Source organism: Candidatus Omnitrophota bacterium (assembly GCA_041653595.1).
Classification (GTDB): Bacteria; Omnitrophota; Gorgyraeia; order Pluralincolimonadales; family Pluralincolimonadaceae; genus Pluralincolimonas.
The window spans coordinates 1-5617 of record JBAZFB010000038.1 but is presented as its reverse complement, the minus strand read 5'-3'; the positions used below and the strand labels follow the sequence as shown (position 1 = coordinate 5617).

Annotated in this window: 10 protein-coding genes; all 10 read right to left on the bottom strand. The window is 47.5% G+C overall.

The window, feature by feature from the left end:
* A partial coding sequence (locus WC317_08225) for a discoidin domain-containing protein (GenBank protein MFA5340109.1) occupies positions 1–576 on the bottom strand: 576 nt, incomplete at its 3' end.
* A 40-nt stretch (positions 577–616) separates the two neighbouring features.
* Complete coding sequence (locus tag WC317_08220) at positions 617–1306, bottom strand: hypothetical protein (GenBank protein MFA5340108.1); 690 nt, start codon at positions 1304–1306, stop codon at positions 617–619.
* On the bottom strand, positions 1303–1908 hold the full coding sequence (locus tag WC317_08215; GenBank protein ID MFA5340107.1) for a hypothetical protein: 606 nt from the start codon (positions 1906–1908) through the stop codon (positions 1303–1305). The genes WC317_08220 and WC317_08215 overlap by 4 nt, the downstream gene beginning before the upstream one ends.
* A 6-nt stretch (positions 1909–1914) precedes the next feature.
* Complete coding sequence (locus WC317_08210) at positions 1915–2049, bottom strand: DUF2007 domain-containing protein (protein MFA5340106.1); 135 nt, start codon at positions 2047–2049, stop codon at positions 1915–1917.
* Positions 2042–2599, bottom strand: coding sequence for a hypothetical protein (locus WC317_08205; GenBank protein MFA5340105.1), 558 nt, complete (start codon positions 2597–2599; stop codon positions 2042–2044). The genes WC317_08210 and WC317_08205 overlap by 8 nt, the downstream gene beginning before the upstream one ends.
* A gap of 46 nt (positions 2600–2645) precedes the next feature.
* Positions 2646–3809, bottom strand: coding sequence for an alpha/beta hydrolase (locus tag WC317_08200; GenBank protein MFA5340104.1), 1164 nt, complete (start codon positions 3807–3809; stop codon positions 2646–2648).
* A gap of 3 nt (positions 3810–3812) precedes the next feature.
* Positions 3813–4253: a hypothetical protein gene (locus tag WC317_08195; protein MFA5340103.1), complete on the bottom strand. Its 441-nt coding sequence runs from the start codon at positions 4251–4253 to the stop codon at positions 3813–3815.
* Positions 4250–4561 (bottom strand): hypothetical protein, encoded by a 312-nt coding sequence (locus WC317_08190; GenBank protein ID MFA5340102.1) that lies wholly within the window; start codon positions 4559–4561, stop codon positions 4250–4252. Before WC317_08190 ends, WC317_08195 begins: the two co-directional genes overlap by 4 nt.
* 165 nt (positions 4562–4726) lie before the next feature.
* Positions 4727–5239, bottom strand: coding sequence for an ORF6N domain-containing protein (locus tag WC317_08185; GenBank protein MFA5340101.1), 513 nt, complete (start codon positions 5237–5239; stop codon positions 4727–4729).
* Between the two features lie 158 nt (positions 5240–5397).
* The coding region (locus WC317_08180) for an SIMPL domain-containing protein (GenBank protein MFA5340100.1) at positions 5398–5617 on the bottom strand (220 nt) is incomplete at its 5' end.

Sequence of the window (5617 nt, the reverse complement as noted above, 5' to 3'; positions counted from 1 at the left end):
CCCGCCCGGCCCGAACAACCAGTATTTGCCTTTCTCCTGCTTGACGGTAAAGAAGGCCTTTCCCTTCGGTATCGACATCCTTTTTGGAATGTCCTTATAAGGCCCGTCTGTCTTGAATCCTATCTCCCATATGGAGAACCCCCATGCCGTCGTCTTCTCGATGCAGTCTATTTTTACGAATTTGCACGACGTCTTCTCTTTGAAATTTATTCTTATGTCCTCGCCTTCGTTTCCGTCGTTTATCTCGGCGAGGGCCTGCCACGCGGCGCCGTCGGCCGAACCCAGGACCTTATAGCGGTATGCCGCGGCTGTCTCCCATTTTATCTCCATACCGTACAGGTCGACGGGTTGCTCAAATTCCACCTGTATCCACTGGTTATCTTTCCATTCCGATTCCCAGCGCATCAAAGGTTTACCGTCTACCACCTTCTCCGGCCTGTTGTTATCTACTTCGGACGACGCGGTGACGGCCTTGATGACCGGCGCGGGGGCAGGCGTTTCGGCGCAATAGGCGGGAATAATAAAAGTGGACAAGAATAATAACGAAAAAACGACGACACTAACGGCTCTTTTCATGTGGTCTCCTCTGTAATAATTAAGTATGCTGTCACCATAATTATTTATATGCCAAAAATATTTCACCGGACTTCTTTTCGAGCGATTTCAGGTCGACGCCGAAGGCTTTCGAGAATTTATCGCTGAAAGCGCCGCTCTGTTTATAAATAGTCTTGAGTTTATCCTTGCCGTAAGTATCCATCACATATGAAATGACAGCCCACGAGTAATAGGATGCGTCTTGTCTCTTGGCTGTCTGGAATGCCTGCTCGAGCCGGGCAAATGTAAAATTATCAAAAGGCGGAAGGCCCCTGTGCCTCCCCCGCATATCCCCATATGCTGCGTACAACTCCAGGCCCCTGGAAAACCACCGCGGCGCGGATCCCAGCGGCTTGGAAATAACAATATGGGCGATCCCCTGCCTGAGTATTCCCTCGTCGATCCTTCCGAGCGTAAGGTACAACGACGACCCGCTCGCAGCCGAATTCAAGGCCCTGCCTTTCTCCGGCGTAACATATACCCTGATCTCTATCTTCCCGGAGCTGGTGTATCCGGTGCCAAGCAGATCCGTGACCTCATTATACAGGCTCTCGGCTTTATCGCCTGTCTCCTTAAGATCATCCGAGGTGACACCCTTCCCGTTATCGACGACCCTGAAATGCGCCGTCTCTACCGGCGATATCGCAGCGGTCGTTCCCGCAAATAAAAGTATACAACATACGACGGTCGCGCGCAGGACATACTTCTTCATTTATTTCTCCTTAACGTTTCAAGCCATCCGTTTAATTTATCGATGAATTGCGCGTAGGCGGCTTTTTCGTCGCCGGTGTAGCGGCCGCGGCATTCGGTCTCAAATTTTAACCGGTCCTCTGCGGACTCATGGATGATCTCCTGGATCGAATTGACGGCATTTACCGTGTCGCTCTCGCCGTCCCATTTTTCATTGACCGGAAATCCCGCTTTTTTAAGCGGCAGGTCATAAGTCGCGTCTACCAGCGCCCATTTGTTGTTGATATTCGCCTTGCAGGCGAGGTGATAACTCACAGGCATCCGGCTTAACAGGCCCTTTAGATCGGCGGGATATTTTATTTCGGAATCGCCCCACCTGAAAACATACGTCACGAACCTAACGGGAATATTTAATTTTCCGAATAGCCCGGCCATAAGATAATGCTTCGGCTGGCATGAGCCCCTGCCCTGCTCGATCAGGCCGGGTGGCCCGGCGACCGGATCTCTTAGTTCGGGAATGATGGCATACGGGATGTCGCGGATATGCTCATAGACCGAGATGCGCGCCTCTTTCGGCCCCTTCCCCGCGGTCCACTCATTGAATTTTTGGGTTATGATATCCATGCCCCGCTATTTCTCCGGCTCTTCCAGGATCTCGCCCTTAACATAATATTCTATTCCCGCGCTCTGAAGCAATGATTTCGCCATAGCCATCGAGGTGTGGTCGTTGGTTGTTAATACGATTACAAATTTTGATTTAGTCATCAGGGTTATGCTCTTTGAATTTTTCTTTAACATAAGGACGCGTCAAATAATAAACAATGAACATCATATATGCCAGTCCTATTATATTAGCCATATTCAGTTCAAAAGTATTTTTATATATTTTACCCATGGTTTTTTCATATTCAGGATACTTATCTAAGAATATTTTGAGGCCTTTTGCTTCTATTGTCAGGGGCACTAATTCATATTCATTTACGGGTTTCTCTTTCTGCAATTCGGACATTTTTGCGCTGATCTCTTTGTATCTATGCATTTTTTGGCGATATTTTTCCGCCTTATCTAAAATTAAATTCGGGAGAAGGATCGCGGCTATTAAAGCAGCTGCGATAGAAAGAGCTGTAAGGAATACCATGAATTTCCTTGCGGCCTCTTTCCTCCTTAATAAATTTACGCCTATAATAAGGTTCAATAGAAATGTAATGCCTAAGAGCGCGTAGTCTTCCTGCCAGAATATGGCTAAGCCGGCAAAGATACTCGATATTACGCATAGCCAGCCGATCACCTTTATTCCTAAAAGGGTATCCTTCATTTTACCCCTCGTTAAGTAGTAATATGCCGCTCGTGTTTACTTTTAACTATTTCGAGCCCTGCATGACCCAATAATCCGCGCCGTTGCTGTATTTCAAAAGGTAGAGATGCCTGTTAATGTTCGGCTGCGTGTCAAAAATGCGCATATAAAAATCGTCATAAAATTCCGGGCATTCCAGGTAATAGCCGTGCTTGAAACTCGAGTTATTTATCGCGGTCACGTCGATCGTCATGAAACGCTCAGGGTCGAGGGATTTCAAATAAAGCACCCCCCTCGCCTCTTCGAGCTGCTCCGGCTCCGTCACCCTCAGTTTTTCTCGCCCGAGCTTCTTCTCCCCGTCGATTATCCCGCTCATCAGCAAGGCGTTATCGTCGGATGAGACGTATGCGGTCAATTTCTTCGATATGGCCGTAAACTCATTTTTGAACTTTTCATCGAATTTGTTGCGGCTGATGTCAGGGGCCGCAAGTATGACCTGGTCTATCTCGATATCCGCATCGGCAAAATCGGGATGAGTGTAGAGCGTGTCAAAAGCGTCGCAGACCACCTGGCAGCCGAGGCTCGACGCCTCTATCCAGAGTTTTTTCGGTTTGACCTCGCGGACGACCTTCACCAGTACATCCGCCAGATACGGCCCGGAGGCGCTGGCCAGGGATTGCGCTTTTTCATAGCCCCAGATGCTGACCGATTGGTCACCTGGCCAATCGAACAATAAAACAGGCGTATTGACATCCAACAGGTACGCGAAATAGGCGGCCTTCATCGCCGTGGCCTCAAATCCGTCCTTATAGCCGAAGACGAGCACGAGCAGGGACTTATGCGGAGATGTTTGCACTGCGTCGGACAACTCTTTCGTGAAAACGTCCGGGGCCAGCCTCGTTGTCGTCTCCAACTCTATTATACCGTTCTTCTTAAGCTGGTCCGGCAGCATCGTTCCTATCCTTACCCTCGGGTCCATCCTGATATCAAGTATGCCATATGTCGTCTCGCCGGCCATCTTGGCCTTGAAGACCGGGGAAGGTTTTGCGGCATAATCGACTTCCCGGCTTGTCGCGTAGAAGATATTAACGACCCTGTATCCGGCTTCTACTTTATAGTTCAAGCGCTTATAAATGTCATCGAGGGAGTAGGACGGGCCCTTTTTGATGGGAAGGGCCGCGCAGCCCGAGAGGATCGCGCAACAGCATAACAGGACCAGGTATTTACGCATCGGTCATTTTTTCCTTAATGTCCTTACAGCCCACACGACAAACCGGATGAGCAATAAGACCAAATAAACGATGAGTACTTTTAAAACAAAAAATTTGCCGAAAAATGAAAAGAAGAACCTATAGAAACGGACTGACGCGGAATTTACGTAAGATAACGATTTCAATTTGGATTTGATATGCGCCGATTCGGTGAATTCCTTTATACGCGCTTCGATGACTTTCGGCGGCGGGTTGAGGGTCGCCTCGATTATCTCGTTAGAATTTAAGCCGTTGCGGATCTCCGGATGTATCTTTATAGTGTACGTTTCCCCGTTAAGGAATTCCAATTTATATTTCGGGAATATAACGGGCATTTCGGGTAGGAAATGCAGGATGGCGTATAATATGAGAGCCAACCCAATGATTATCAGCCCTTCTTTTGCTATGATCTTATTGATGTTCATTCTTTATCCCCGGGATTATTTACGCTCTCAGTGCTTACGCTGCCTCCCTCCGGGCCGTCAGGGTTGTTGACACTTTCCTCGAGGGGCGAGTCGATATGTTTTCCCACGGGTTCAGTAGTCGGTTCCGGCGGGAGCGTATTGTCGCCTGATTTGCCGATATCCTCATTGTCTTTATTCTCTATTACCGGGGTATCTGCAGTTTCCGGATTATCGTTAGGGGTATCTGAATATTCATCTTCCGCGTAAACGCAGCAAGCCGCAAATAATAAGATCCCGATCAAACTGATGGATAATTTCCCGATATTCATTTCTTCTCCTTTTTACCTGATATGCCACCATATCCAGCCAAAGCATCCTTGAACCATGCGTTCTCGAACTCACGGCCCTTTATTGCGGTTTTATAAGCATGATCTTCTCTTATGCAGTATACATATACGCCCATGTTTTGCTATTTTACCACTTTTTGACGTACATCAAGGGCGAAATCCTATCTTCCTTTTCGGGCTTCCTTCTGGCGGAGTCATGAGTTCTTTTATTGCCTGAAAAATCATTATTATTTCTTCATCGTGCTTACCAAGTTTTCTCTCTAATTCAGTTAATTTATGGGCCAACTCTTTATGGATAGATAGGATCTCCCTTAATTTGACAAAAACTCGCATAATGGCAATGTTTACCTGAATGGCCTTCTTGCTCTTTAGGACACTCGACATCATGGCTACGCCTTGCTCTGTAAAAGCACGCACAGAATACCTTGTACCGCCCCATCTTGAGGTCACAAATTGTGACCTCAAGATTGCAACCTCTTTATTTGTAAGCTGATACATAAAATCGCTTGGAAACCTTTCTTTGTTCCTTTTGACCGCCTGAATCAACGCTTTAGTTTCAACCCCGTATAAAACAGCCAAATCCCTATCCAAAATCACCTTCTTTCCCCTAATAAAATAGATCTTCTGCTGAACCACTTCTTGCTCTACTAAGTTGCCCATAAAAAATCCCTCCTTTAGCTAAATAGACGCTAAAAGGAGGGATTTTCTTTCAACTATTTTCAAGGTCACAATTTGTGACCTTGGATTTGAGGTGCCATTTTGGCTCCTCAAACTTTAATTAGCTAATTAAGTATACTGTCACCTTAATTCGCCCTGGCTTACTCCGTTATCGCAAAATCCGCATGCACGACCGCGAAGACCTTCTTCTCGAGTGACGAGGTATCGTTGCTGCCCCAGTCCGAGACCTCGGTCGAATTGACCGGCGTTATCTGGAAGACGCCCATATCCGCCGAGCGTATCCTGCCGACCCTGTTGCCGGACGCCGAGGCGATCCGTTCGGCCCGTTTCTTGGCATCCGCAGATGCCATGCCGAGCATC